The sequence below is a fragment of the Dryocola sp. LX212 genome (assembly GCA_041504365.1).
GTDB lineage: Bacteria > Pseudomonadota > Gammaproteobacteria > Enterobacterales > Enterobacteriaceae > Dryocola.
Window position 1 is genome coordinate 916,861 of sequence record CP167917.1, and the last position, 25,903, is coordinate 942,763.

At 51.6% G+C, this 25,903-nt stretch carries 22 protein-coding genes; all 22 read left to right on the forward strand.

Going from position 1 to position 25,903, the window contains the following annotated elements; genetic code table 11:
- Positions 1–8 precede the first annotated feature (8 nt).
- The 22 genes from ACA108_04380 to ACA108_04485 all read left to right on the forward strand — a co-directional run bounded on the left by ACA108_04380 (position 9) and on the right by ACA108_04485 (position 25,888).
- Positions 9–845 (forward strand): DUF4123 domain-containing protein, encoded by an 837-nt coding sequence (locus tag ACA108_04380; protein XEX96779.1) that lies wholly within the window; start codon positions 9–11, stop codon positions 843–845.
- A 25-nt stretch (positions 846–870) separates the two neighbouring features.
- Positions 871–3,456 (forward strand): T6SS effector BTH_I2691 family protein, encoded by a 2,586-nt coding sequence (locus tag ACA108_04385; GenBank protein ID XEX96780.1) that lies wholly within the window; start codon positions 871–873, stop codon positions 3,454–3,456.
- 6 nt (positions 3,457–3,462) lie between these two features.
- The gene (locus ACA108_04390; protein ID XEX96781.1) at positions 3,463–4,491 is read left to right on the forward strand and encodes a DUF6708 domain-containing protein; all 1,029 of its coding nucleotides are present in this window, start codon (positions 3,463–3,465) and stop codon (positions 4,489–4,491) included.
- A 122-nt stretch (positions 4,492–4,613) separates the two neighbouring features.
- On the forward strand, positions 4,614–5,651 hold the full coding sequence (locus tag ACA108_04395) for a DUF6708 domain-containing protein (protein ID XEX96782.1): 1,038 nt from the start codon (positions 4,614–4,616) through the stop codon (positions 5,649–5,651).
- A 102-nt stretch (positions 5,652–5,753) separates the two neighbouring features.
- Positions 5,754–6,839, forward strand: a complete 1,086-nt coding sequence (locus ACA108_04400; GenBank protein XEX96783.1) for a hypothetical protein — start codon at positions 5,754–5,756, stop codon at positions 6,837–6,839.
- Positions 6,840–7,868, forward strand: a complete 1,029-nt coding sequence (locus ACA108_04405) for a DUF6708 domain-containing protein (GenBank protein ID XEX96784.1) — start codon at positions 6,840–6,842, stop codon at positions 7,866–7,868.
- 102 nt (positions 7,869–7,970) lie between these two features.
- Positions 7,971–8,777, forward strand: coding sequence for a hypothetical protein (locus ACA108_04410; GenBank protein XEX96785.1), 807 nt, complete (start codon positions 7,971–7,973; stop codon positions 8,775–8,777).
- 29 nt (positions 8,778–8,806) lie between these two features.
- The gene (locus ACA108_04415; GenBank protein ID XEX96786.1) at positions 8,807–9,064 is read left to right on the forward strand and encodes a hypothetical protein; all 258 of its coding nucleotides are present in this window, start codon (positions 8,807–8,809) and stop codon (positions 9,062–9,064) included.
- A complete protein-coding gene (locus tag ACA108_04420; protein XEX96787.1) occupies positions 9,065–10,090 on the forward strand; it encodes a DUF6708 domain-containing protein in 1,026 nt (341 codons plus the stop codon). It abuts the gene before it with no gap.
- Positions 10,091–10,216: 126 nt separating this feature from the next.
- Complete coding sequence (locus tag ACA108_04425; protein XEX96788.1) at positions 10,217–11,245, forward strand: DUF6708 domain-containing protein; 1,029 nt, start codon at positions 10,217–10,219, stop codon at positions 11,243–11,245.
- Positions 11,246–11,347: 102 nt separating this feature from the next.
- On the forward strand, positions 11,348–12,427 hold the full coding sequence (locus ACA108_04430; protein ID XEX96789.1) for a hypothetical protein: 1,080 nt from the start codon (positions 11,348–11,350) through the stop codon (positions 12,425–12,427).
- A gap of 6 nt (positions 12,428–12,433) precedes the next feature.
- The gene (locus tag ACA108_04435) at positions 12,434–13,462 is read left to right on the forward strand and encodes a DUF6708 domain-containing protein (GenBank protein ID XEX96790.1); all 1,029 of its coding nucleotides are present in this window, start codon (positions 12,434–12,436) and stop codon (positions 13,460–13,462) included.
- 3 nt (positions 13,463–13,465) lie between these two features.
- Entirely contained in the window at positions 13,466–13,732 is a 267-nt protein-coding gene (locus tag ACA108_04440) for a PAAR domain-containing protein (GenBank protein ID XEX96791.1), read from the forward strand.
- Positions 13,732–14,955 carry a hypothetical protein gene (locus ACA108_04445; GenBank protein ID XEX96792.1) on the forward strand — a complete coding sequence of 408 codons (1,224 nt, stop codon included), beginning with the start codon at positions 13,732–13,734 and terminating at the stop codon, positions 14,953–14,955. Before ACA108_04440 ends, ACA108_04445 begins: the two co-directional genes overlap by 1 nt.
- Before the next feature lie 81 nt (positions 14,956–15,036).
- Positions 15,037–18,516 (forward strand): ImcF-related family protein, encoded by a 3,480-nt coding sequence (locus ACA108_04450; GenBank protein ID XEX96793.1) that lies wholly within the window; start codon positions 15,037–15,039, stop codon positions 18,514–18,516.
- A complete protein-coding gene (gene tssA, locus ACA108_04455) occupies positions 18,516–20,117 on the forward strand; it encodes a type VI secretion system protein TssA (protein XEX96794.1) in 1,602 nt (533 codons plus the stop codon). Before ACA108_04450 ends, tssA begins: the two co-directional genes overlap by 1 nt.
- Before the next feature lie 42 nt (positions 20,118–20,159).
- Positions 20,160–21,914, forward strand: coding sequence for a type VI secretion system baseplate subunit TssF (gene tssF / locus ACA108_04460; protein XEX96795.1), 1,755 nt, complete (start codon positions 20,160–20,162; stop codon positions 21,912–21,914).
- Positions 21,878–22,963 (forward strand): type VI secretion system baseplate subunit TssG, encoded by a 1,086-nt coding sequence (tssG, locus tag ACA108_04465; protein ID XEX96796.1) that lies wholly within the window; start codon positions 21,878–21,880, stop codon positions 22,961–22,963. Before tssF ends, tssG begins: the two co-directional genes overlap by 37 nt.
- Positions 22,941–23,486, forward strand: a complete 546-nt coding sequence (tssJ, locus tag ACA108_04470; GenBank protein XEX96797.1) for a type VI secretion system lipoprotein TssJ — start codon at positions 22,941–22,943, stop codon at positions 23,484–23,486. The genes tssG and tssJ overlap by 23 nt, the downstream gene beginning before the upstream one ends.
- The gene (tssE, locus tag ACA108_04475) at positions 23,486–23,941 is read left to right on the forward strand and encodes a type VI secretion system baseplate subunit TssE (protein ID XEX96798.1); all 456 of its coding nucleotides are present in this window, start codon (positions 23,486–23,488) and stop codon (positions 23,939–23,941) included. Before tssJ ends, tssE begins: the two co-directional genes overlap by 1 nt.
- Entirely contained in the window at positions 23,919–24,437 is a 519-nt protein-coding gene (locus ACA108_04480; protein ID XEX96799.1) for a hypothetical protein, read from the forward strand. Before tssE ends, ACA108_04480 begins: the two co-directional genes overlap by 23 nt.
- Positions 24,438–24,490: 53 nt before the next feature.
- Positions 24,491–25,888 (forward strand): VasL domain-containing protein, encoded by a 1,398-nt coding sequence (locus ACA108_04485; protein XEX96800.1) that lies wholly within the window; start codon positions 24,491–24,493, stop codon positions 25,886–25,888.
- Positions 25,889–25,903: the final 15 nt, after the last annotated feature.

Below are 25,903 nucleotides of genomic sequence, written 5' to 3' on the forward strand. Positions count from 1 at the left end.
GAAAGATAATGGGTAACTATTACCAGGAGCAGCCGGTGGCACCCGGTGAGCATGATTTTGCCATTATCGACCGAATGCAACACCCAGACATCAGTGAAGCATGGCCTGTAATTGAACTTGTTTCACCTGTGTTTAAACCACAGGCCCATCTTTATCCCTGGCTTTTACCATTAAAAGAGATGAGAGGCGAAGACTGGGAAGCGTTAATGGAAGCGTTGAGGCTGGCTGATTCTTCCCGGGGAGCACCTGTGTCCTGTCTGCTGTTACGCAGTGGGCAATCATCGTCGGAAATCCGGGATCAGCTTATCAGGTCGCTTTATTTTACCGATGAACAGTACCAGGGACATATTCTTCGCTATTACGATCCGCGTGTTTTCTTTCACCTGTGCTGGATGCTCTCTCCCGTACAGCTTGCTCAAACGTTTCCTTCGCATCTGGTCAGTCACTGGACTTTCTGGCTTGAGGGGCACTGGCATACGGTGAGTTTCCCTTCTGCGAATACTGTACAGTCAGGCGAAGTTCGAGCTTTTCCACTTCAGCAACTACAGCGTTGTGGGCAGATAAATCAGGTCCTTGACAGATGCCCACCTTATGAGGATGTCGTTCAGCGGGAGCAGATAAGTCAGAAAATTGATGCGCTTTTGTCGAAGGCAACAGAGTTAGGATTGCCTACAGCAGAGGACCAGGTTGCGTTTGCTTTTTATGGCCTCAGTCTTCGGGACGCATTCTGGACATCTCCCAAACTTTTACCTCTGCTGCAACAGGCCAGGAAAACGCCTGATTTTTTCCATGATGAAACCCGCTTCTGGGATGAAGAGCGCTGGAACACGCTGACGCAGCGCTAATCCGTATCAGTGAATGGAATGAAAAATGACTACAGAACAAGGTTGTAAATTTTGCCGCCGTTACGGGTTGCCGGTGCTTCCCGTCCGTCCCGCTGTGATGACTAATGACGATTGTTTGCCGCAATCGCCTGCGGATATTACTGTTCCTGTCCCTGCTCAGGGACAGACCACCTATACCGCCAGATTGCTGCGGGCCGGTTTTTTGAATATCTGGTCTGAATCCGGAGCCCGCTGGATTAATTACTATGTCACCGATGACGGTTATTACTATCCGTTGCCTGAGACTGGTGATGTGCCTGCTGATATCGTGGCGGGAACACGAAAACCCTGCGTCAACAAGCCTGAAGAGCTGGCAACGGCCTCATTAATTACTTTACCCGTGAAGCCGGCAGGAATGAAAAATGGCATGTTCTGGTTTGCCTGGTCGGAGGTGGAGTGGACGGATGCGACGCGTAAGAAGCATGAGGATTCTGCCTACCGCAGTCAGTACATGCAGCGTTTTGATATGGATGCCTGGGTAAATGGTGGAAGTGGCAGGCAGACATTGCCCATATCCGGCTTAGCAGGAACGGTTGCTGAATACAGCCCTAAGGCAGCTTCCTGCTCTCATAAAACGTGGTCTCCAGCCCCCTTCAGGACGGTCAAACCTCAGGAAGGACAACATCTGATTCAGGCGGCTGATGCACTGTATGCCGGAAAGGGGGCGATCCTTCTGTTGCAAGATCCCGTTGCCGTTATTCAGGATATTGCAGCCCTGTCCAATCATCGAATAGAAAAACAATTTTCACAGAATCCGAAATACTCACGGGGACTGGCTCTGTCATCAGCGCTAAGTTCGCTGAAAGAGGTGCTTTGCACCCAATTCGAACGTGATCAGCTCACCCTTGACAGGGGGGTGGAGCAGCAGGCCCGAAGTGGTATTGCCATTAAAGCAGGAGTCATGTTGCCCACCATGGCCAGCGCGCAGCAAAATGCGCTTTACAGCCATAATAATCAGTCACTTCAGCAACAGGTTAATATGTACTGGGCACAGTATGAAAAATATATTGACCGCTCAAAAGAGCAGGCATTTCTGAAGGAATACGATGCTGCACTCTCAGCCTTTGACCAGCAGGTCATTTCACCGATGGTGGGTATGTATCTGGCCTGGCTGAAAGGTCAGACGTTGCTGGACTATCTTGACGGCAATTTTGACCCTGAAGATATCAGCAGCGGCGCATTATTTACCCAGACGGTGATGCATTGCGTACAGCATATGCAGGATAAATCAGATGTTACGGCCTGGTTCCTGGACCAACTGTCCCAGCCATCAATAGGTCGCAGCAATATTCTTCTTCGTGCCGCGGTGATGAATAACAGGCAATGGACCCTCAGGGTCAGCGACTCAGTGAGTGCGTACAAGGATTACAGCGATGTTCCCTGGAAGGATAAGCTAATCGACGTCTATACAAAGATAACTGATAAAGCGGCGAAGAATGTTCAGTTCGCGCTGGAAGGCTATCTCAATGCAGTCAGCAGTGCGCTGGCGGGGATGCTGGACAAAGCTGCAGACAGATTACTGCCTTCTCTGGTGGCACTGGCCGCGTCATATGGCATGGGACTTAAGGTGATAAGCAGCACCGGTGAGCGAAAATATTTCATCAGTGCCATCGTAAGGCAGCTGGGAGAAATGACCGATCTTGAAGGCCGCATTTCAGCGTCCCGCCTGCGTCACTATGTTGATATCGAAGTACGCAGAATGGAAATTGCCGGCGTATCGATGGTGGGGATTCACCAGCAGAAATCACTGGTTCTGATTGATGTAGCAGAAGCAACGCGGACGCGGGTACTGCCGGAGGCTGAGCGTGCCACCGCAGCTGTAAAAACGATGCGCTCAGCAGATGAGGTCAGCAGTACGTTATTCCCGCGCCAGTGGAGAGCAAAACTGGCGCTGGCGAAGGGCAGCGCGGTCAACAATCTGGCAAATGATGGTGCGCAGAGCCTGCCTTTTGCCGGATGCGTTTTTGCAATAATCATGCAGGTTGGGGCCGTCAGCAAATCCGCAGCCAGCCTGATGCACGGGCAGCTTACGGGGGCAGAAAAGATATCTAAATTATTCGCTGATACCATCGGAGCTGGTGGAACATTACTGGATGCGGTGGAGAGGGTGATCTTTAAATTTAAGAGTTTCCGGCTCAAGCCATTGGTACGTTTGCGTTATGGCAAAGTCGGGATGATGAAGTTAGCTGACAGAATTCAGCTTGCAGGAAAGGTATGCGCTGCATTTGGTTATGTAGCTGTGATTTGGGATATTTATCATAGTTATGAAGAATATCATAAGGGCAATATAGGGCTAGCTGGTGCATACTTGATCTCTGCTGTGGCTGGTGCAGCATTGGTAACATCAGCAGTATTTACTTCACTGGCCTTTGGCCCTGTAGGCCTGGCGATAGCGATTGCTTTTGTTCTTGGCTCTGCGATTTATATTGCGATGCAAAGTCGTGATGAAATTCAGAAATGGCTGGCAGCAACCTGGTGGCGTCAAATACCTGTTGGTGAAAGTGATGTTCCTGCAGTCTGGCCAACCATGCAGATGGAAATGTCCCGGCTACAGCAGTTAGTTGGAGGATGAGAGTAAATGGCAATTTCACACGATATCGGGCTTTTCTTTCCATTTAAGGTTAATCGACCACTGACCAAAGAAGAAAAGCAGAGTCGCTTTGTTCAGGGTAAAAGAAGAAAGATTTCAGGTGAGGCTACTGTACTCGACTTGGATACTGTTATACGGATCAATTCATCTTATCTGGAAGTTGTGGATAAATTCTATCCTACAAAAGGGTATGTAGCGTCTTTTATGATGGCGTTTTGTATATTGTTTATTATCACAATTGTCGCTTTTGCAAAAATCGCTATTTTTGAAAATGGTAGTGTTCCATTTTTTTGTTTTGCCGCACTACTTTCGGGTGGCAGTATTTGTTTTTTTGGACGATTTCTATTGAAAGACTGGTTTAGAAAAACGCACTACCCTATGCGTTTTAACCGGAAAAAACAGCTGGTGCATATTTATCAGGTCAGCGGTGAGATCATTACTGTGCCCTGGAAAGACATATTTTTCACAACCAGCAAGCAGAAAATCAGTTACTGCATTGTTGGGCACCTTCTCTCCGAAGATAAAGAAACCGTGCTGAATACGTTCAGCTTTGGTTATGTCGGGCAACGGGAAGAGTTGTCTCTCTACTGGGAGTTTATTCGGTGTTATATGGAAGAGGACTGTCTGGAAGAACTGGCTGAGACTGTCTTATTTTGCCCGCCTGTTGAGAAGCAAAAAGAAGGCTATATCGCAGGATTGCAGAGACTGATGCAAATAGATTCACGGGCAGACTGGCTGCTGCTTGTTCTGAATCTGCCTTTCGCGCTGATTGAAAGCATTGCCCGCTATATTGCCATGCAGACCAGCAAGATCCCTCAGTGGTCACCCGACGTGCTTGAAGCATGCGCTGTTGATCCGCATGATCCGATCAACGTTGGCGCTGAAAACAACTCCCCTCATCGCTGGCGCACGGTGCTGGCAAATGAAACGCGGGAAGTGTATGACGCCAAATACCAGCGGCTGGCATCGGCAAATCAAAAGATCAAAGCCAAACTTGATGCGCGCTATGGAGGATAAAAATGAAAGGGATCAACCTGGTGGCGTCAAATACCGATGGTTAAAGTGATGCGCCTGCAATCTGGTCAACCATGCAGATGGAAATATCTCAGTTGCAGACATTATTCGGAGATAACTTATAAATGGCGATTTCACATACACTTGGATTATATATTCCATTTAAATTAAACAGGCATCTGACCAAAGAGGAAAAACAAAGTTGTTTTGTTCAGGGGAAACGCAGAAAAGGCTCAGGCGAGGCTGCAGTACTTGATCTTGATACTGTCATCCGAATGAACTCATCTTACATGGAGGTTGTGGATAAATTCTATCTAGTCAAAGGGGTTATTGCTGGCCCAATGATGTGCATGATTGCTTTTGTTATTGGTACCATGGTCTGGTTTTCCTATGGGGCACTGATTTCAGAAGATTTTAAAGGGGGAGGGTTGGCTTTTTTATTACCTTTTTCAGTAGTGTGCTTTTTTTGTTTTTTATGCGGAAGGCCACTTTTAAAAGACTGGTTTAGCAAGACACACTACCCGGTGCGTTTTAACCGAAAGAAACAGCTGGTACATATTTATCAGGTGAAAGGCGAGATAATCACGCTACCGTGGAAAGATATTTACTTCACCACCAGTAAACAGAAAGTGAGCTATTGTATCGTGGGGCATATCCTTGCTGATGATAACGAAACGGTAATAAATACGTTCAGCTTTGGCCATGTAGGCCAAAAGGTAGAATTATCGCTATACTGGGAATTTATTCGCGGTTATATGGAAGAAGACTGCCTGGAAGAGCTGGCTGAAACCGTTTTATATTGCCCACCGGTAGAAAAGCGCAGAGAGGGATATATCACCGGGTTACAAACGTTGATAAAAATGGATTCCCGACTGGAGTGGATCCCCAATTTATTATTACTTCCGCTTTCCTTGGTAGAGAGCATTGCCCGCTATATCGGAATGCAGACCAGCAAGATCCCTCAGTGGTCACCGGACGTGCTTGAAGCATGCGCTGTTGATCTGCATGACCCGATCAACGTTGGCGCTGAAAACAATTCCCCTCATCGCTGGCGCACCGTGCTGGCAAATGAATCGCGGGAAGTATATGACGCCAAATACCAGCGGCTGGCATCGGCAAATCAAAAGATCAAAGCCAAACTTGATGCTCGCTATGGGGTGTAAATATAAAACTCCTGCAATCTAAAGATAACTGATAAAGCGGCGAAGAATGTTCAGTTCGCGCTGGAAGGCTATCTCAATGCAGTCAGCAGTGCGCTGGCGGGGATGCTGGACAAAGCTGCAGACAGATTACTGCCTTCTCTGGTGGCACTGGCCGCGTCATATGGCATGGGACTTAAGGTGATAAGCAGCACCGGTGAGCGAAAATATTTCATCAGTGCCATCGTAAGGCAGCTGGGAGAAATGACCGATCTTGAAGGCCGCATTTCAGCGTCCCGCCTGCGTCACTATGTTGATATCGAAGTACGCAGAATGGAAATTGCCGGCGTATCGATGGTGGGGATTCACCAGCAGAAATCACTGGTTCTGATTGATGTAGCAGAAGCAACGCGGACGCGGGTACTACCAGAGGCGGAACGTGCCACCGCAGCTGCAAAAACGATGCGCTCAGCAGATGAGGTCAGCAGTACGTTATTCCCGCGTCAGTGGAGAGAAAAACTGGCGCTGGCGAAGGGCAGCGCGGTCAACAATCTGGCAAATGATGGTGCGCAGAGCCTGCCTTTTGCCGGATGCGTTTTTGCAATGATCATGCAGGTTGGGGCCGTCAGCAAATCCGCAGCCAGCCTGATGCACGGGCAGCTTACGGGGGCAGAAAAGATGTCTAAATTTATCGCTGATACCATCGGAGCTGGTGGAACATTACTGGATGCGGTGGAAAGGGTGATCTTTAAATTTAAGAGTCTGCGCCTGAAATCATTGGTTCGCTTGAGTTTTGGACGTGCAGGGGCAGTTGGCCTTGAAAAGGGGCTGAAATATGCAGGCAGAGCATGTGCTGCATTTGGTTATGTAGCAGTTGCATGGGATATCTATCATTTTATTGATGAATATCAGAAAGGTAATATGGGACTATCTGCAGCATACGCTATTTCATCAATAGCAGGTGCGGCATTAGTAACATCAGCAGTATTTACTTCATTGGCCCTTGGCCCTGTTGGCCTGGCGATAGCGATTGCTTTTGTTCTTGGCTCTGCGATTTATATTGCGATGCAAAGTCGTGATGAAATTCAGAAATGGCTGGCGGCAACCTGGTGGCGTCAAATACCCGATGGTGAAAGTGATGTGCCAGCAGTCTGGCCAACCTTGCAGATGGAAATGTCCCGGCTACAGCAGTTAGTTGGAGGAGGAGAGTAAATGGCAATTTCACACGATATCGGGCTTTTCTTTCCTTTTAAGGTCAACCGGCCTTTAACAAAAGAAGAAAAGCAAAGTCGCTTTGTTCAGGGTAAAAGAAGAAAGATTTCAGGTGAGGCTACTGTACTCGATCTGGATACTGTTATACGGATCAATTCATCTTATCTGGAAGTTGTGGATAAATTCTATCCTACAAAAGGGTATGTAGCATCATTTATGATGGCGTTTTGTATATTGTTTCTTATCGCAATTATAGTCACTGCAAAAATTGCCATTTTTAATGATGGCAATGTGCCTATGTTTTTCTTCATTGTAATATTGTTTGGTTCGGCCATTTTCTGGCTGGGGCGATTTCTTCTGAAAGATTGGTTTCGAAAAACACACTACCCGGTGCGTTTTAACCGAAAGAAACAACGGGTACATATTTACCAGGTGAAAGGCGAGATAATCACGCTACCGTGGAAAGATATTTTTTACACCACCAGTAAACAGAAAGTAAGCTATTGCATCGTAGGTCATGTCCTTGCTGATGATAAAGAAACGGTAATAAATACGTTCAGCTTTGGCCATGTAGGCCAAAAGGCAGAATTATCGCTATACTGGGAATTCATTCGCTGCTACATGGAAGAAGACTGCCTGGAAGATCTGGCTGAAACCGTTTTATATTGCCCACCGGTAGAAAAGCACAGAGAGGGATATGTCACCGGCTTACAAACTTTGATAAAAATGGATTCACGACTGGAGTGGATCCCCTGTTTATTATTATTTCCGCTTTCATTGGTAGAGAGCATTGCCCGCTATATTGCCATGCAAACCAGCAAGATCCCCCAGTGGTCACCGGAAGTGCTTGAAGCATGCGCTGTTGATCCACATGACCCGATTAACGTTGGCGCTGAAAACAATCCCCCTCATCGCTGGCGCACCGTGCTGGCAAATGAATCGCGGGAAATGTATGAGGCCAAAAACCAGCGGCTGGCATCGGCAAATCAAAAGATCAAAGCCAAACTTGATGCTCGCCATGGGGTGTAAATATAAAACTCCTGCAATCTAAAGATAACTGATAAAGCGGCGAAGAATGTTCAGTTCGCGCTGGAAGGCTATCTCAATGCAGTCAGCAGTGCGCTGGCGGGGATGCTGGACAAAGCTGCAGACAGATTACTGCCTTCTCTGGTGGCACTGGCCGCGTCATATGGCATGGGACTTAAGGTGATAAGCAGCACCGGTGAGCGAAAATATTTCATCAGTGCCATCGTAAGGCAGCTGGGAGAAATGACCGATCTTGAAGGCCGCATTTCAGCGTCCCGCCTGCGTCACTATGTTGATATCGAAGTACGCAGAATGGAAATTGCCGGCGTATCGATGGTGGGGATTCACCAGCAGAAATCACTGGTTCTGATTGATGTAGCAGAAGCAACGCGGACGCGGGTACTACCAGAGGCGGAACGTGCCACCGCAGCTGCAAAAACGATGCGCTCAGCAGATGAGGTCAGCAGTACGTTATTCCCGCGTCAGTGGAGAGAAAAACTGGCGCTGGCGAAGGGCAGCGCGGTCAACAATCTGGCAAATGATGGTGCGCAGAGCCTGCCCTTTGCCGGATGCGTTTTTGCAATGATCATGCAGGTTGGGGCCGTCAGCAAATCCGCAGCCAGCCTGATGCAGGGGCAGCTTACGGGGGCAGAAAAGGTATCTAAATTTATCGCTGATACCATCGGAGCTGGTGGAACATTACTGGATGCGGTGGAAAGGGTGATCTTTAAATTTAAGAGTTTCCGACTTATGCCATTGGTACGTTTGCGTTATGGCAAAGTCGGAATGATAAAGTTAGCTGACAGAATTCAGCTCGCAGGAAAGGTATGCGCCGCATTTGGTTATGTAGCAGTTGCATGGGATATCTATCATTTTATTGATGAAAGGCAAAAAGGCAAAAAGGCAATATAGGGTTAGCTAGTGCATACTTGATCTCTGCTGTGGCTGGTGCAGCATTGGTAACATCAGCAGTATTTACTTCACTGGCCCTTGGCCCTGTAGGCCTGGCGATAGCGATCGGTTTTATATTGGGTTCTGCTATTTATATTGCAATGCATAGTCGTGACAATATACAGAAGTGGTTGGCGGCAACTTTATGGCGCCAAATTCCTGCTGAGGAAATTGAAATTCCTGCAATTTGGCCTAATGTTCAGATGGAAATGTCCCAGCTACAGCAGTTAGTTGGAGGAGGGGAGTAAATGGCAATTTCACACGATATCGGGCTTTTCTTTCCTTTTAAGGTGAACCGACCTTTAACAAAAGAAGAAAAGCAAAGTCGCTTTGTTCAGGGTAAAAGAAGAAGAATTTCTGGTGAGGCTGCTGTGCTCGATCTGGATACGGTTATACGGATGAATTCATCTTACATGGAGATTGTGGATAAATTTTATCCTACAAAAGGATATGTAGCATCATTTATGATGGCATTCTGTATATTGTTTCTTATCGCAATTGTAGCTACTGCAAAAATCACTATTGTTACTGGTGATGGTATTTCATTTTTTTGTTTTACTGCACTAGTTTCGGGAGGGGGGATCTGCTGGTTTGGTCGATTTCTCCTGAAAGATTTATTTCGAAAAACACATTATCCCGTAAGGTTCAACCGAAAGAAACAGCAGGTGCATGTCTATCAGGTTAGTGGTGAAGTTATAACGGTTCCGTGGAGTGATATTTTCTTTACAACCAGTAAACAGCGAATTAGCTACTGTATTGTTGGGCATCTTCTCTCAGAAGATAAAGAAACCGTGCTGAATACGTTCAGCTTTGGTTATGTCGGACAACGGGAAGAGTTGTCTCTCTACTGGGAGTTCATTCGGTGTTATATGGAAGAAGACTGTCTGGAAGAACTGGCTGAGACTGTCTTATTTTGCCCTCCTGTTGAGAAGCAAAAAGAAGGCTATATCGCAGGATTGCAGAGACTGATGCAAATAGATTCACGGGCAGACTGGCTGCTGCTTGTTCTGAATCTGCCTTTCGCGCTAGTTGAAAGTATTGCCCGCTATATTGCCATGCAAACCAGCAAGATCCCTCAGTGGTCACCCGACGTGCTTGAAGCATGCGCTGTTGATCCGCATGACCCGATCAACGTTGGCGCTGAAAACAACTCCCCTCATCGCTGGCGCACCGTGCTGGCAAATGAATCGCGGGAAGTGTACGACGCCAAAAACCAGCGGCTGGCATCGGCAAACCAAAAGATCAAAGCCAAACTTGATGCTCGCTATGGATAATAAAAATGAAAGGGATCAACCTGGTGGTGTCAAATACCAAATGGTGAAAGTGATGTGCCAGCAGTCTGGCCAACCTTGCAGATGGAAATGTCCCGGCTACAGCAGTTAGTTGGAGGAGGAGAGTAAATGGCAATTTCACACGATATCGGGCTTTTCTTTCCTTTTAAGGTCAACCGGCCTTTAACAAAAGAAGAAAAGCAAAGTCGCTTTGTTCAGGGTAAAAGAAGAAAGATTTCAGGTGAGGCTACTGTACTCGATCTGGATACTGTTATACGGATCAATTCATCTTATCTGGAAGTTGTGGATAAATTCTATCCTACAAAAGGGTATGTAGCATCATTTATGATGGCGTTTTGTATATTGTTTCTTATCGCAATTATAGTCACTGCAAAAATTGCCATTTTTAATGATGGCAATGTGCCTATGTTTTTCTTCATTGTAATATTGTTTGGTTCGGCCATTTTCTGGCTGGGGCGATTTCTTCTGAAAGATTGGTTTCGAAAAACACACTACCCGGTGCGTTTTAACCGAAAGAAACAACGGGTACATATTTACCAGGTGAAAGGCGAGATAATCACGCTACCGTGGAAAGATATTTTTTACACCACCAGTAAACAGAAAGTAAGCTATTGCATCGTAGGTCATGTCCTTGCTGATGATAAAGAAACGGTAATAAATACGTTCAGCTTTGGCCATGTAGGCCAAAAGGCAGAATTATCGCTATACTGGGAATTCATTCGCTGCTACATGGAAGAAGACTGCCTGGAAGATCTGGCTGAAACCGTTTTATATTGCCCACCGGTAGAAAAGCACAGAGAGGGATATGTCACCGGCTTACAAACTTTGATAAAAATGGATTCACGACTGGAGTGGATCCCCTGTTTATTATTATTTCCGCTTTCATTGGTAGAGAGCATTGCCCGCTATATTGCCATGCAAACCAGCAAGATCCCCCAGTGGTCACCGGAAGTGCTTGAAGCATGCGCTGTTGATCCACATGACCCGATTAACGTTGGCGCTGAAAACAATCCCCCTCATCGCTGGCGCACCGTGCTGGCAAATGAATCGCGGGAAATGTATGAGGCCAAAAACCAGCGGCTGGCATCGGCAAATCAAAAGATCAAAGCCAAACTTGATGCTCGCCATGGGGTGTAAATATAAAACTCCTGCAATCTAAAGATAACTGATAAAGCGGCGAAGAATGTTCAGTTCGCGCTGGAAGGCTATCTCAATGCAGTCAGCAGTGCGCTGGCGGGGATGCTGGACAAAGCTGCAGACAGATTACTGCCTTCTCTGGTGGCACTGGCCGCGTCATATGGCATGGGACTTAAGGTGATAAGCAGCACCGGTGAGCGAAAATATTTCATCAGTGCCATCGTAAGGCAGCTGGGAGAAATGACCGATCTTGAAGGCCGCATTTCAGCGTCCCGCCTGCGTCACTATGTTGATATCGAAGTACGCAGAATGGAAATTGCCGGCGTATCGATGGTGGGGATTCACCAGCAGAAATCACTGGTTCTGATTGATGTAGCAGAAGCAACGCGGACGCGGGTACTGCCGGAGGCTGAGCGTGCCACCGCAGCTGTAAAAACGATGCGCTCAGCAGATGAGGTCAGCAGTACGTTATTCCCGCGCCAGTGGAGAGCAAAACTGGCGCTGGCGAAGGGCAGCGCGGTCAACAATCTGGCAAATGATGGTGCGCAGAGCCTGCCTTTTGCCGGATGCGTTTTTGCAATAATCATGCAGGTTGGGGCCGTCAGCAAATCCGCAGCCAGCCTGATGCACGGGCAGCTTACGGGGGCAGAAAAGATATCTAAATTATTCGCTGATACCATCGGAGCTGGTGGAACATTACTGGATGCGGTGGAGAGGGTGATCTTTAAATTTAAGAGTTTCCGGCTCAAGCCATTGGTACGTTTGCGTTATGGCAAAGTCGGGATGATGAAGTTAGCTGACAGAATTCAGCTTGCAGGAAAGGTATGCGCTGCATTTGGTTATGTAGCTGTGATTTGGGATATTTATCATAGTTATGAAGAATATCATAAGGGCAATATAGGGCTAGCTGGTGCATACTTGATCTCTGCTGTGGCTGGTGCAGCATTGGTAACATCAGCAGTATTTACTTCACTGGCCTTTGGCCCTGTAGGCCTGGCGATAGCGATTGCTTTTGTTCTTGGCTCTGCGATTTATATTGCGATGCAAAGTCGTGATGAAATTCAGAAATGGCTGGCAGCAACCTGGTGGCGTCAAATACCTGTTGGTGAAAGTGATGTTCCTGCAGTCTGGCCAACCATGCAGATGGAAATGTCCCGGCTACAGCAGTTAGTTGGAGGATGAGAGTAAATGGCAATTTCACACGATATCGGGCTTTTCTTTCCATTTAAGGTTAATCGACCACTGACCAAAGAAGAAAAGCAGAGTCGCTTTGTTCAGGGTAAAAGAAGAAAGATTTCAGGTGAGGCTACTGTACTCGACTTGGATACTGTTATACGGATCAATTCATCTTATCTGGAAGTTGTGGATAAATTCTATCCTACAAAAGGGTATGTAGCGTCTTTTATGATGGCGTTTTGTATATTGTTTATTATCACAATTGTCGCTTTTGCAAAAATCGCTATTTTTGAAAATGGTAGTGTTCCATTTTTTTGTTTTGCCGCACTACTTTCGGGTGGCAGTATTTGTTTTTTTGGACGATTTCTATTGAAAGACTGGTTTAGAAAAACGCACTACCCTATGCGTTTTAACCGGAAAAAACAGCTGGTGCATATTTATCAGGTCAGCGGTGAGATCATTACTGTGCCCTGGAAAGACATATTTTTCACAACCAGCAAGCAGAAAATCAGTTACTGCATTGTTGGGCACCTTCTCTCCGAAGATAAAGAAACCGTGCTGAATACGTTCAGCTTTGGTTATGTCGGGCAACGGGAAGAGTTGTCTCTCTACTGGGAGTTTATTCGGTGTTATATGGAAGAGGACTGTCTGGAAGAACTGGCTGAGACTGTCTTATTTTGCCCGCCTGTTGAGAAGCAAAAAGAAGGCTATATCGCAGGATTGCAGAGACTGATGCAAATAGATTCACGGGCAGACTGGCTGCTGCTTGTTCTGAATCTGCCTTTCGCGCTGGTTGAAAGTATTGCCCGCTATATTGCCATGCAAACCAGCAAGATCCCCCAGTGGTCACCGGAAGTGCTTGAAGCATGCGCTGTTGATCTGCATGACCCGATCAACGTTGGCGCTGAAAACAATTCCCCTCATCGCTGGCGCACCGTGCTGGCAAATGAATCGCGGGAAGTGTACGACGCCAAAAACCAGCGGCTGGCATCGGCAAATCAAAAGATCAAAGCCAAACTTGATGCTCGCTATGGAGGATAAAAAATGAAAGGTGTTATTCGTATTGGCGATAAAACAACGGGTGGCGGCAAGGTGCTGTCTGGCTCCTCTAAAATGAAGTTTAAAGGTATCGGTGCTGCGCGGTTAAACGATCCTGTCAGTTGCCCTATTGAGGGGCACAGCCCATCCTATATTTCGCAAGGCCATCCTACAATGAAAGACAGAGGAACCCCTGTTGCCTTTCATGACTATGAGTGTTCCTGTGGTTGTAAGCTCATATCATCCCTGAACAATGCAACTACGAGTAAATAATGCCAGTCGATCTTTCTGCTATTCCTGATGTCGCAAGGAGAACCCGTCAGCCATCAGCAAAACGCTGGTTTGTGATTTTGCTGATATTCATGGTGTTCGGTGGCTTTCTTACCTCCTGGCTGTGGCCAATACATAATAATTCTGCACGGGGCCCCCTTTTTTGGCATTGTTTTATTAGTGCACCACTGGCGATTTGGGTTGTGTTGTTTGGTCTTCGCTGGCTCGCATGGTTATCTACAGTGTGGCCGGCAAATGGATGGGATGATGAGCGTGAACAGGATATAGAGAATGAAATTCAGCGTGGGCAATGTTTTCTAATACTGGATTTCGCAAGTGTGCGTTTACCTCATGTTGTCACGTCAGGGGCACTGACGGAACAATTCCTGCTGCCCCAGGGGATAAAGTTGCCTTCTGTTATCGATGCAGCAACACAATCTGTAAGTTATATCGCCCAGTTTAGCGATAAAAGTCTGCCAGCTGCTGAACGTATTCAGAACCGGCTCCGGGAAATTCTGAGTGACCCGTTATTGAAGACGGGATTATATGAATGCCAAAAAAAGAAATCGCTGCAAGTCATCTTACAGATAGATTCAAGTATTTACCTTTCATCAGATGAGCTGGCCGATATTAGGAAGCGTATGATTACGCTTTTACCTGTGAGTAATATTCAAATCTCACCGTATTTTGGAATGTCTGATATCGATAAGTGGCTGGATAATCCCGAAAGCATGGATACCCTGCTTCTCCTCTCTGTCTGTATCCGAGCGACGGTTTCTGATGGCGAGGGTGAGGCGGCTGTGGCATTGCTGCTCCATTCCGAAGCCGGTGAAGGGTTTAATAGCAATATGGCAGTTCGCTTCCACCGGCCTGAACAGTCAAAAGATACAAAATCATTACTCTCTACAGCCATGCAAGCTTTAGTCTGGGGGAAAACTCACGCTGCAGATATACAGTCCCTGTGGTTTTCTGGAATGGGAACTGAAAATAAAACGCAGTCATTGTTATCAGAGAATAAATTTCGCTTTCCTCGCGCAGAAGCCAGCGCACAGATTATCGATATTGATTTAAAAACGGGAAGAACCGGTGTTGTTTCCCCCTGGATTGCCATTGCGCTTGCTGCCGGGCATTCATGTACATTGCCGTTTCCTCAGTTAATCATGAGCGCGTCAGAAGAGGAAGACCCTTGGTGGGTAGTTATTCGTTCGGGTAAAGAGAGCTATTAAGTCAATTTGATGTCACACAGCATCAGATGCAAAAAGTAATGGGCATTATTGTGTCCAGTCGTTTCGTGTCGGGAGAAAAAAGTGAAACGTATAGTGCAGGGACTAAAGAACACAACATTTCAGTTGTGGTTGATTTTGTTTGTTTTTTTATTTCTGGGTGGCTCCGTCTGCCTGATTATCAAGAATTACCCAGATCAGCTTGGTATTCCCCCAGGTTCTGCTTTACAAACGGTCTTGTTTTTTAGTGCTCTGATCCTGACCGCAGGGATGCTTCTTTTTATTTTACTTTTGTTTATTACAACTTATTTTTTTGGCAAGAAGACTTATCGCAGGGTGAAAGCTCAAACCTCGGATGAATTTTCTTCGAATCAGATAAAAACAAAAAACGATTCTTCTGTTCCTATTACGGTTCGGGGTCTGAAAAAGTATTTACGTACTCGCTACAATTTCTTCTGGCGTCGCAAGGTCCGCCTGCTGCTGATCACCGGCGACGAAGCCGCAATCGAACAGCTGGTTCCTGGCCTGCAGGAAAACCAGTGGCTTGAAGGTAACCGTACCGTTCTGCTTTACGGCGGCAGTCTGACCGCTGAGCCCGACAAGGAAAAATACACCGCGCTGCGTAAACTGCGCCGCGGACGCCCACTGGACGGGATTGTGCGTGTCATGCCGCAGTCGCTTAATCTGACCCCGCGGATAAGTGACAACGATTTACGCGGCCTGGAGAAAATCAGCGAGCTGCTCCGTTATTCCGCCCCGGTCTGGCTGTGGCAGCTGTGCGACAGCACCTGGTCGCAGTCAAAACGCACTGAACAGGCGGTAGGGGCCAGTTTCCCGCTGCGTGCTAAGCCTGACGATATTACCCGCCAGCTTGAGCTGATGCTGCCGGCACTACGCACGCAGGGGGTGAGTCAGGTCGCTGAGAACAACGGCCACGACTTCCTGCTGCGCCTGGGCCAGCACCTCAAAGACGGCGGTATCGCCCGCTGGGCCCAGCAGCTGGTGCCATGGCTGTCTGCCTCACAGCAGCGCGTGCCGCTGCGTGGCCTGATGTTCAGCCTGCCGGAGAATCAACCCGCTGATACGTCAGAGGGAGCCGCTGCCTCTGCACTGGCCGATGCAGAAAAATATATCCCTGAATCACAACGCCATGCGCTGACCCTGCCGGTAACCTGGCAGGGCATCGTGGACGACTGTATCCGTATTCGTGGCAGCCGTGTCGGCATGGCCTGGGAGCAGACGCTTGCCTGGACGCTGATGGCTATTATTGGTGTCTGGGGGGCGGGGACGCTGCTGTCGTTTGCGGTCAACCGTCTGCAGATTGTCTCTGTGGCGCAGCAGGCGCATGCCCTGGTGGAGCATCCTTCCGTCTCGGATTACCAGCTGACGGCCCTGCATACGCTGCGTAATGACGCCGGCCGCCTGCAGCACCGTGTTCAGGAAGGTGCACCCTGGTACCAGCGCTTCGGTCTGGACCATAACCGGCAGCTGCTCGACGCGATGCTGCCCTGGTACGGCGTGGCGAACAACCGCCTGATACGCGACCCGGCAAATGCCGCCCTGACGCAGAAGCTCAGCGCGCTGGCAAACTCCGCGCCCAACGGCGACCAGCGGGCACGGCTGGCGAAGCCGGGCTATGACCAGCTGAAAGCCTGGCTGATGATGTCCCGTCCGGATAAAGCCGACGGCGCATTTTTCGCGCAGACCATGAAGGCCGTGCAGCCGACGCGCACGGGTATCTCAACCGGCCTGTGGCAAAGCCTGTCGCCGGATTTGTGGGCGTTTTATCTCTCCGCACTGCCAGCGCAGCCGCAGTGGAAAATCACCCCGGACATGCAGCTGGTCAGCCAGAGCCGCCAGGTGCTGCTGCAGCAGATAGGGCGGCGCAACGCGGAAAGCACGCTGTACGAGAACATGCTCAAATCCGTGCGTCGTAACTTTGCCGATGTCTCTCTGGAGGACATGACCAGCGGTACCGACGCCCGCCGCCTGTTTACCACCGATGAGGTGGTGCCGGGCATGTTCACCCGCCAGGCATGGGAAGGGGGCATTCAGCAGGCGATTGAGAAGGCGGCACGTTCACGCCGGGATGAAATTGACTGGGTGCTCAGCGACTCCCATCAGGCCGTATCGGCTGACCTGTCGCCGGAGGCCCTGAAGGCGCGTCTGACGCAGCGCTACTTCGCCGACTTTGCCGGCAGCTGGCTGAGCTTCCTCAACGGCCTGCGGCTTAATCCGGCAAATAATATTGCGGACGTCACCGACCAGCTGACGCTGATGAGCGATGTCCGCCAGTCTCCGCTGATTGCCCTGATGAACACCATTGCCTGGCAGGGGCAGACCGGCCAGCAAAGCGAAGGGCTTTCCGATTCCATCCTCAAATCGGCTAAAGACCTGGTGGGTGGAAAAGACAAACCCGCGATTGACCAGTCTGCATCAGGCCCGCAGGGGCCGCTCGATGAAACCTTTAGCCCGCTGCTGATGCTGATGGGTAAAAACAAAGGCAGCAACGTCATGCCGGCTGACACCTCCCTGAGCCTGCAGACGTATCTGACCCGCATCACCCGCGTGCGTCTGCGTCTGCAACAGGTGGCCAGCGCTTCCGACCCGCAGGAGATGATGCAGACCCTGGCGCAGACCGTGTTCCAGGGGAAAAGCGTGGACCTGACCGACACCCAGCAGTACGGCAGCCTGATTTCCGCAAGCCTTGGCGAGGAGTGGAGCGGCTTTGGCAGCACGATGTTTGTGCAGCCGCTGACCCAGGCCTGGGAGACCGTGCTTCAGCCGTCGGCGGCCAGCCTCAATGACAAGTGGAGCCGCTCCGTGGTGGCGAACTGGCACACCGCCTTTGACGGGCGCTTCCCGTTTGCGGCGAGCAAAAGTGATGCCTCCCTGCCGATGCTGGCTGAGTTTTTGCGCAAGGACAGCGGACGCATTGAGCGCTTCCTGACGACGGAGCTCAGCGGCGTGCTGCACAAGGAGGGCAGCCAGTGGGTGCCGGATAAGGTCAACGGCCAGGGGCTGAGCTTTAACCCGGCCTTCCTGCGGGCGATGAATCAGCTGAGCCAGCTGTCAGACATTCTGTTCACCGACGGCAGCCAGGGCATCAGCTTTGAGCTGCAGGCGCGTCCTGTACCGCAGGTGGTGGAAACCCAGCTGACCATTGACGGTCAGAAGCTGCACTACTTCAATCAGATGGCTGACTGGCAGTCCTTCCGCTGGCCGGGAGACACGTACAGGCCGGGAACCATGCTGACCTGGACCACCGTTAACGCCGGCGCGCGCCTGTTCGGGGATTACAGCGGGACCTGGGGCTTCATTCGCTGGCTGGAGCAGGGCAAACGCCGACAGCTCGACCGCAGCCAGTGGATGATGAGCTTTACCGCGCCGGACGGTCGAACCCTGCAGTGGGTGCTGCGCTCACAGCTGGGCAAAGGACCGCTGGCACTGCTGGCACTTCGCGGCTTCACGCTGCCGGACCAGATATTCAGTGTCGACAGCGCGGCCACGGCTCAGGCATTGATGGCCAACACAGGAAACAATGACATGGACGGAATTGAATAATGAGCACTCTGCAGAATCTGGTTGCCGCCTGTCAGGCTGGCGAAACTCAGCTGCGGCAACAGGCGCAGGCACGCGCGGAAAACTGGCAGCCATGGCTTGTTCCGGTAAATGACGCCAGTCCGACCGGAGAAGACCCAGGGTATGACGATGATTTTCAGCGCATTCGGGAAGAGGTTAATAAACTTTCCGGCATCGATACCGGGCTGATTTGCACGCTTGCCGAAAAACTGTTGACCACCACCGCTAAAGATATCCGGATTGTCACCTATTACTGCTGGGCGCGTCTGCACCAGGACGGGGAAACCGGCTTTGCCGAGGGGCTTGAGCTGCTGGCGGGAATGCTGCAGCGCTATGGTACGCAGCTTCATCCGCAGCGTGAGCGGAGCCGTAAGGCATCCCTGGAATGGCTGGCGAGCTCCCGGGTGCTCGACAGCCTGTCGCTCTGGCCGGAAGTGGTACGCGAAGATGCTCAGCGTACCGCCGGTGCATTGCTTCTCAGCAGTGATGCCCTTGAAGCAGAGACGGAAGCGTCACTGCCAGAATTGAATGCCCTTTATAGCGCCCTGGAGTCCCGCCTGATGAAGGCAGGTGGCGTGGATGCCGTGGTACCGCAGAACGCCAGTAACAAAGCTCAGTCACAGAACTCATCACCCACGGCAGAGCCTGATGCACCAGTCCTGAGTCGTATCTCCTCCGGTCAGGATTTGCTGGCCCAGGCCCGTACCCTGACGGGGTATCTGCGTGAACAACCTGATGGCTGGCTTGCCGCGCACCGGCTGATGAAAAGCCTGCGTCATGACACATTGAGTGCTATTCCGGCACCGGATGCCGAAGGAAAAACGCGCATCGAGCCGCCGCGGGCGGACCAGCGTGCGATGCTCAAACGGCTGTACCTGCAGCAGAGCTGGCTGGAGATACTCGAGCAGGCAGACAGCACCTTCTCGCGTGGCGCCAACCACCTCTGGCTGGATTTGCAGTGGTATATCCACCAGGCCCTGATTAAGTCAGGGCAGGATGTACTGGCCGATATCATCGCCGCAGACCTGAAAGGGCTATTGCGCCGCCTTACCGGGCTTGAAACTCTGGCCTTTAATGACGGTACGCCGTTTGCCGATGAGGTCACGCTGAACTGGATAAACCAGAGCGTGCTGGACGGTATGTCAGGCTGGCGGGATGAGCCGGTCAGTGCAGTCGGTGAGACAGATAACGATATCCTGGCCCTCGAACCGGAAGCGCTGGAGAAAGCGGATGCTGACGGGCTGGATACCACACTCCGCTGGCTGCAGACCCGCCCGGGCAATGATTCCACAAAAGACAAATGGCTCCTTCGTCTGCTGATGGCCCGCGTGGCCGAGCAGAAGGGCAAGAACGAACTGGCGCTGCACCTGCTGGGTGAACTTGATAATGCCGCACAGTCGATCACCCTCACGCAGTGGACACCGGCGCTGTTGTTTGAAGTGAAATCGCGTCGCCTCAGATTGCTGCGCATGACAGCCAGCCGCAGTGAAACCGATAAATCACGGCTTCAGCCTGAGATGGATTTGCTTCTGTCCGGTCTGATTGCGCTCGATCCGGCCAGCAGTGCGGTGCTTTGCGGGTAATAACGCCTTGCATACCTTTAAAACTCACATATTCAGGTTTTTATGGATGACTTAACCCTGCGTTATTACGACGCTGAAATGCGCTACCTGCTGGAAGCCGGCGAAGAATTCGCTCGCGCTCACCCCGAGCAGGCGGCAATGCTCAATCTCGATAAAGCGGGCGCTCGCGACCCGTACGTGGAGCGCCTGTTTGAAGGCTTTGCCTTCCTGATGGGACGCCTGCGCGAGAAGCTAGACGATGACCTGCCTGAACTGACGGAAGGGCTGGTCAGCCTGCTGTGGCCGCATTACCTGCGTACCATTCCGTCAATGTCGGTGGTGGAGTTCACCCCTGACTGGCGTGAGATGAAAGAGCAGATGCGCATCGTCAAAGGCTTCGAGGTGAACTCGCGGCCGATCGGCGATAAAGGCACGCGCTGCCGTTACACCACCACCAAAGAGATAATGCTTCAGCCGCTGTCGCTGGAGCGGGCCAGCCTGATGACCGATACCGATGGCCGTTCGGTTATCACGCTGCGGTTTAACTGCAGTCAGCTTGCCGACTGGAGCCGTATCGATTTAAGCCATATTCCGTTCTATTTCAATGCCGACGCACCGCTGGCGTGTGCGATGCACGAAGCTTTCACCCTGAAGGTGGCCCGGATGTGGCTGCGTATGTCCGGTGACATAGACAGAAGACCGCTGGAAGGGCATTTCAGCGCGCTGGGATTTGGTGATGACGATACGCTGTGGCCGAAGGGTAACAGCAGCTTTAGTGGCTACCAGCTGCTTCTGGAGTACTTCACCTTCCGTGAGAAATTCATGTTTACCGGCCTGCGTGGGCTGGAGACCGTAGTCTTTCCGGCTGAGCTCCCATGGTTCGAAATCGACGTGGTGCTGGCAGAGCGCTGGGAGCATGACTTCAGCTTTACCGAAAAGCATCTGCGCCTGAACTGTGTGCCGGTGATTAACCTGTTCCCGCTGGAATCTGACCCGCTGACGCTCAATTCTCTGCAAACCGAATACATGCTGCGTCCGATGCGCGTGCAGGACGGCCATACCGAAATTTACGCGGTGGATTCGGTGATGTCATCGAGCCAGCATACCTATGTGCCGTTCTCAAGCTTCCGCCACAAAGGCGGAATGATGCGCCATGAAGCGCCGGAATATTACTACCACACCCGCGTGCGCCGTGGCCCGTCCGGGCTGCACAACACCTGGCTTATCCTCGGGGGCGAAGCGTTTGATAACCACACGGTACCGGAAGACGAGAGCCTGTCGCTGACGCTTACCGGCACCAACGGCCAGCTGCCACGACGTGCACTACAGAGCACTGTACTCGATACGGTGATGAAAACCACCTCGGCCAGTATCGCCGTGCGCAACCTTTGTGCCCCGACGCTGCCCTGTTATCCGCCGGCGCAGGACCGTTTTCACTGGCGCGTATTGAGCCATCTCGGCAGCGGTTTTCTGTCGATGATGGATAATGCCGACGTGCTGCGCGGCACGCTGGCGCTGTACGAATGGACCGACAGTGAGATGAACCGCCGTCGCCTGGAGGCCATTATCGACGTGAAACACAGTGAGACTGAGCGCTTTGAACAGGGCTATCTGGTGCGCGGCGTGCAGATTGAAGTGACGCTTGATAGCCACGGTTTTGCCGGGCGCGGTGACATCTGCCTGTTCGGCGAGATGCTGAGCCGTTTCTTTGCCCTCTACACCGATATCTATCTGTTTAACCGCCTGATTATCATTCTGCAACCGACCGGAGAGCGCCTGGAATGGGAAGAGAAGCACAACCGCCGCATTCCCGGTTGACCACGCGACTGGAAGCCGAGCTTAACCGGATAAATTTCTATCGCTTCTGCCAGCTGCTGGAGAAGCAGAATCCGGATAAACCGCTGCTGGGCTCAACCAGCCACCCCGCGGATGATCCGGTACGCTTTGCCCCGCATCCGGGGATGGGTTTTCCGGTCAGCGAGCTGAAGGCCGTCGAATACAGCGAAGATGATGACAGCAAACCGCCGGTCATACGCACGACCTTCATGGGTATGTATGGCGTCGACTCCCCGCTGCCGACTGCGTATCTCGATGACATCACCCAGCGCCAGGAAGGGCACGAGGCGCTGCAGGGTTTTCTGGACATTTTCAGCCACCGTATCCTGACGCAGTTTTACCGCATCTGGCGCAAATACTCTTACCCGGCCACCTTCGAGCCGGGAGGAACCGATAACATCTCTCAGGCGCTGCTGGGTCTGGTGGGGCTGGGTATTCCCGGCACCGCAGAGCATATCGCCACCCCGGTATCACGTTTTCTGTCGCTGCTTGGCGTGCTGCAGCAGCCCGGTAAAACCCAGGAAGGGATGCAGGCACTGGTGAGTTTACTGGCACCCGATACCACAGTGCTGGTCAGTCCGTACTGCCTGCGCCCGGTGGAGGTCAGTCAGCCGCTGGGCTTTTACGGTGATGATGATTTTCTGCTGGACGGCAACACGCCGCTGGGTGAAGAAGCTATGGATGCTAACAGTCAGTTGCTGATTGCCCTTTCTACTGACAACGAGCTGGAGTCCCAGGGCTGGAAGCCGGATGGCCTGCTGTATCAGGATTTTCTGGTCATGCTGCGGGTCTATCTGGGCTGGCGCTTTAAGGCAAAAATCACCCTGACCACCGATACCCGTCTGCTGGCGGTCCCGCCGCTGGGCGAGGGGACTTTCTGGCTCGGCATGAACGGCGTGCTGGGCGCGGAAGACGAAGACCTCCCGGACGATATCCCGCAGACCTTTACGACGGAGCTGGGCTATTACACCGGGCTGCAGCCCGCAATACCACAACAAGGAAACCGACGTGTTACGTATAAGTTTAACTAAAACCGCACGCTGGCTGCTGCCGGTACTGGCTATGAGCCTGACGGGCTGTGGCGTGACGCAGGGTGTCACGGATGGCACAAAATCAGTCTATACCGCCGTGTTTTACAAAAGTATTAAGGTGCTGCATCTGGACTTTACGGCACGTGAAGCGCTGAACACCGATGCACGTGAAAGCAATTCGCTATCAGAGCCGGTGGTGGTGCGGGTTTACCAGCTGAAAGATCGTAAGACCTTTGATAAAACGGTCTATCAGCAGCTGCTTAAAGATGGTGACACCGTGTTGAAAGCTGATTTGTTGGCTACCCGCGATGTGGTGGTGAAACCGGGCGGGGATGCGAACCTCGATATGCCGATGGAAGATGACGCACAGTTTGTGGCGGTGGTGGGGTTGTTCCGCCATCCGAATATGGTCAACAACACCTGGAAGCAGGTTATCAAACGCAACGATTTAGATCCGGATAAGCCACGCATTCTCGAAGCCGGGAATAACCACCTGACGTTACAGCCGATGAAGGATGACTGATGCCAGAAGGACATAACACGCCCTCGCTGTATGAAATGCTGAGCGGTCATTTTTCCGGTGGCCTGAGCCTCAATCAGGTCAGCGAGCAGAACCAGGTGATTTTATCCGTCCTCGATAATATGCAGCGCATCCTCAACTGCCGCGCCGGTACGCTGGCGCACCTGCCTGACTATGGCCTGCCGGATATGACTAAAATCCTGCAGGGAATGCCGGGAACGGCCCATGAACTGATGGGCACCTTATCAGCCGTATTACTCAAATACGAACCGCGACTGAAAAGCATCGATGTCATCCTCCTCGACCAGAACATTCCCGGTGAACTTCGCTATGCCATCGATGCTGAGCTCAAAGGGGTCGGCCTGGTGCGCTACGGCACCGAATTTATGCCTGAGGGGCGGGTGCTGATACGCCACCTTAAACAGCAGCAGTATCTTGACGCTCAAACCCGCCTCTAACCTCCTGACGGACAGTGAAAGTATGTCGGCAAAAGCCCGTTTTTTGAAAAAATTGCAGGATCAACACCCCCGCAGCACGGCCTTTGGCACGAAGGCCGAAGCTGATATCGCGGCCTTTCGCCAGGGAATAAGCCAGCTTCAGGCGTCAATGGAAACATGGCTTGCCGGAACAGAAGTGCGCACTGAAACCACAAACACGGCGCTGGTTGAGTTTCTGATTGGCGGTAGCACATTTTCCGTCCCGGGTATCGTCCTGCACTATCAGCAGCGGAATATCCGCTTTACCCCCATCTTTCTTTACGGCCAGGGCGTGACCGGCTGTGTTGAGGTCTGCCTGAGTACAGCGGGCGATATCCGGCCCCTGTACCGCCTGTTTATGCGCAGCGGTGAGGGGGAGGGATGGACCTGTTGTCCGGCGGGAGCGCTGAGCGTAAATCCTGCCCCATTTGATGAAGAAGCGTTCTTTACGATGATTGCTCCTCTGCTCCCTGAGTAACCCCCGCCTCTGACTTTGACCCTGCTCTTTTTATGCCCACGGACAACCAAAACATGTATGACCAACAATCCCGGCCGGTGAGAACCGGCGGCGATCCGCGTTCAGTGCCTGAGTTTCTGGCACTGCGCGATGAGATGAGTAAGCTGACGCATCCGGCACGCCCGGACGTCGACTGGCATCAGGTGGAAAAGCTGTCGCTCAGCCTGTTTGAAATCAACGGCGTGGAGCTGCAGACTTGCGCCTGGTATACCCATGCGCGCACCCAGCTGGCGCGGGTCAGCGGGATGAACGAGGGGCTGGCCATTCTGACAGCGCTGCTGGGTCATCAGTGGGCGCAGTTCTGGCCACAACCGGCTCATGTCCGGGCGGAGATACTCAATGGCCTGTTACAGCGGCTACAGAAGTGCTTTCGTACGTTTTCACTGACATCCGCAGATGTTCCGGCTCTGGAGCTGGCTGAACAGCGTATTCAGGAGGTTAAAGACATTCTCAGGCGCCATGAGCTGGAGCATGTCTGCCGGATGAATCCGCTGCAGCAGCTGATACGCAGTGCGTTAAGTCGTCTGGAGAACAGTCCTCGGTCGGAAGAGGCCAAAGCGGACAACATGGCGCCTCTTCCGGCATTCGCCATGCCGGAAGAGGCAATCACACCGTCCAGTCGTCTGGTGTATGTCCTTCACAAGGAGCCTGAGGTTGAGGTTCAGGTGACAGAGGACGTCCCGACACCGCCGAAGCGCTGGCCTGCGTTTGTAGCAGGAATGGCAACCGCCCTGGTACTTAGCGCTGCCACCGTATTTGGCTGGCAGGCTCTCCATCGTCCGGATGAGGCCACGCAGGCAATGGCGGCCTCGGTTGCCTGGGTACCTGAGCCGATGACCCCGATGCAGATTGAAGCCTTCCGTGGGACAGAGAATTACAGGACGCATTCCGGGCTGTGGCTGGCGCGCATGACGAATCAGGTCAACTGGATAACAACCCTTGCCCCGGGCTGGCGGCTTCGCTACGGTCAGGGACTGGTGGCGCAGGCGAAGGCGCTGTGGCCGGATGACCCGGCTACACGGATACTGGTACAGCGCTGGGAGCACTATCAGGCAGGCAGAACGCTACCCGCGAGCGAGCTGAACGGCTGGCATAACGGGATGATGCAGCTCCGGGCTTTGTCGGCACAGCTCGATGCGCTGGACAGGCAAAAAGGCAAATACCTGACGGGCAGCGAGCTGAAGACGATTGTCTGGCGTATTACGAATACATTTGCCAGCGCAGTCCCGGCTGAAGAGCGATTACGGCAATTGGTTCCTGCCCCCGGGGAGAAAAATGCTCCCCAGGTCAATGTTGAGCCGGCAGCACGGCACCTGGACTCGCTGATACATATGCTTGAGCTGCTGTCAGCAAATAATGTCGATCTCATATCGGGAAAACCAGTGCCAGTAACTGAATCGCCACGGGATTAACAAAGCAGCATCCTG